The sequence below is a fragment of the Thermoplasmata archaeon genome (assembly GCA_035632695.1).
Lineage (GTDB): Archaea > Thermoplasmatota > Thermoplasmata > RBG-16-68-12 > RBG-16-68-12 > RBG-16-68-12.
The window spans coordinates 1-2,646 of sequence record DASQGG010000001.1; the positions used below are offsets into that span (position 1 = coordinate 1).

4 protein-coding genes are annotated in these 2,646 nt (G+C 65.7%); 1 reads left to right on the forward strand and 3 read right to left on the reverse strand.

The window, feature by feature from the left end; genetic code table 11:
- The first annotated feature begins 333 nt into the window (after nt 1-333).
- Nucleotides 334-729, forward strand: coding sequence for a hypothetical protein (locus VEY12_00005; GenBank protein HYM38513.1), 396 nt, complete (start codon nt 334-336; stop codon nt 727-729).
- Between the two features lie 95 nt (nt 730-824).
- Here the strand turns inward: VEY12_00005 and VEY12_00010 are convergent, their stop codons facing one another.
- The 3 genes from VEY12_00010 to VEY12_00020 form a co-directional block, all read right to left on the reverse strand.
- On the reverse strand, nt 825-1,403 hold the full coding sequence (locus VEY12_00010; GenBank protein HYM38514.1) for a hypothetical protein: 579 nt from the start codon (nt 1,401-1,403) through the stop codon (nt 825-827).
- 152 nt (nt 1,404-1,555) lie between these two features.
- Nucleotides 1,556-2,383 carry an aldo/keto reductase gene (locus VEY12_00015; GenBank protein ID HYM38515.1) on the reverse strand — a complete coding sequence of 276 codons (828 nt, stop codon included), beginning with the start codon at nt 2,381-2,383 and terminating at the stop codon, nt 1,556-1,558.
- A 71-nt stretch (nt 2,384-2,454) separates the two neighbouring features.
- A partial coding sequence (locus VEY12_00020) for a peptidylprolyl isomerase (GenBank protein ID HYM38516.1) occupies nt 2,455-2,646 on the reverse strand: 192 nt, incomplete at its 5' end.

Genomic DNA, 2,646 nt, shown 5'->3' on the forward strand with positions numbered 1-2,646 from the left:
CCGGCGTCGTTCGCTTGACCTCAGACTTCCACACGCGGCGGTCGATCCATTTCCCATAGCCAAGATAGGCCACGGCGTACACCGCAATCGCGACGATAACCCACAGAAATGGCGTGTCCAGGAATGCCATCCTTAGCCTCCCCTTACCCTGGCTGGGCCGTAGCCGTGCCAGGACCCAGCACGGTATAGCCGGAAGGGCTTTTGAATCTGTCTCTATCGACCCGACTCGTCCCGGCTCGGACGGAAATCGACGGGCTCGCCCTTGCAGATCCGCACGACGGATGGTGCAGGGAGGCGCCAAAGGCTTTAGCTCCGTGGGGGCTTGGCGTGTCTGTGGCTTCGGCACCCCTAAAGGTCCAGATGCTCGGGCTCTTGCCGGCGATTCTCAAGCCGTGTGGCCCGACGTGCGCCCAGCCCTTCATGAATCGGCCGGCCGAGCGGCTCTCCCACGAGGAGATGGACGAAGCGCCGGCCTTCGTCCGCGAAAATGGCGAACGCATCCATTCCATCGCGGAGCGGCTCTTCCGGGATTTCGGCCATGACGTCCGGATCGAGGTCGTCGGGCTGGATTCGCCGCGGGGGATGCTGATTGCCGCCCGGCATCGGATTGGGCGCGGCTTCGCCGTCGTCGTGGAGCGCGGGCCTGTCGTGCGCGATCCCAAGGACTACGAGCCCGTCCGGGCCGCTGTCGCCGAGGCGCTTGCAGCCCGCAAGCCCGGCATGGCGTAGGCCACGGCCCGCGGGAAAGAAGGGAGTGGAGTGGTTACCGAGGCATCGGTCGCTCCACTCCGGTAAGGGTTAGATGACCACCCGCCGTTTCCCGCCTACTCGTTTACCACCGTGACGGTCCCCATCATGAATCCCGGCGTCATCATCGCGTCCATGTCGCACGGCGCCATGCAGTGCCAGGTGTACTGGCCCGGGGTCGTGAGGACCACGGTGAAGGACACGACGGTCGGGTGTGTTCCCTGCGCGGCGGGGATCGGCGCGTTGATGTTGTAGGGAGCTGCGACAAGGGTGAACGTGTGGGTGACGCGCGTCGCCGGGATGGAGGTCACCGCTACGCCGCTCGCGGTGGCGTTCGTGATCGTCTCGGTCCCGTCCACGGTGCCGGTGACCTTGGCAAATGCCGCCGGAACCACGTTGGTCCCGTTGTCATAATTCGTGATGGTGATGAGGACGGGCACGTTCGCGGGAATCGTGAAGTTCGCGGGGAAGTACTTGTCGAGCCCCGTGTAGGGGTCGAAGGCAATCGTGAGGTACAGGTGCTCCGTGCCCGAAGCGTTCACGGACGGAGAGGCGGAGAAGTGACCCGCGATGCCGCCGGCGAGGGCGCCGAGGACGAGGAGGACCAGGCCCACGAATACAATCGTGCCCGACCGCACCTGCCGGCGTCCCTTCATTCGCCGCTCAAGCGCATCGTCCCGATGCGTCAATGCATTTCCATTTGCCGACATACCGATGCCTCTTAGGCTGACCGAAATCCCGGCGGGATAAGTAGGGCGGGGTGGCATCGTACGTATTGTTCGAGTTTTAGGCGGACCTAAGCCCGAGCTCAGGGCTGCTGCGTGGGATCCCAGCTCGTGTGAAGCGACTCGTCCACGGTGGAGAGCACCTGGAGGTCCTCCGCGTCCAGGACGAAATCGAAAATCTCGCTGTTCTCCCGGATGCGCTCCGGATGGGTGGACTTCGGAATGGCCACGGCTTCGGCCTGGAGGCACCACCGCAGGAGGATCTGGGCGGGCGTCTTTCCGTGCTTCCTTGCCGCCGAGGCCACGCGCGTGTCGTCCAGGCGGTGGCCCTGGGTCAGGGGGCTGTACGCCTCCAGCCGGATCCCATGGTCGCGGCAGAAGGCCTGAAGCTCCCGCTGCGGGAGGAACGGGTTCATCTCCACCTGGTCCACCGCGGGCACCACTCTCGCATCCTCCAGGAGCTCGGTGAGGTGGTGCGGCATGTAGTTGCTGACCCCGATGGCGTGGGCCTTGCCCTGGGCGTAGATCACCTCCAGCGCCTTCCAAGTCTCCCGCCGCGCTCCGGGGACGGGCCAGTGGATCAGGTACAGGTCCACGTATTCGAGGCCGAGCTCCCTCAGGCTCCGGTCGAACGCGCGGAGGGCCGCGTCGTACCCGTGATCCGTGTTCCAGAGCTTCGTGGTCACGAAGATCTCCTCCCGAGGCAGCCCACTCTCCCGGACCGCCGCACCCACATCCGCCTCGTTGCGGTAGAGCTTGGCCGTGTCGATGAGCCGATATCCGACGCGGAGCGCCTCCCGCACCGCGGACCGGGTCGAACGCCCGGGGGATGCCCGATACACGCCGAGCCCGAGCCACGGCATGGGAACGCCGTTGTTCAACCGCACGCGGGATTCCAGGGAGAGCGACATGGCGGATTCGACCCCTCGCACGCCACGGTGGTACTTGAAGTGGACTTTTTCCGTCGGGGCCGCGGTGGCGTCTAGACCAACGACGCCTTCCGGATCACGACGTCCTGGAGGGGTCGGTCTTGCCGGTTCCGCGGCGCCTTGCTGATTGCGTCCGCGACCTCCATGCCCGACACGACGCGGCCGAACGCGGGGTGCTTGTCGTCCAGGCGCAGGTTGTCCGCCACGTTGATGAAGAACTGGCTGCCGCCCGTATTGGGACCCGC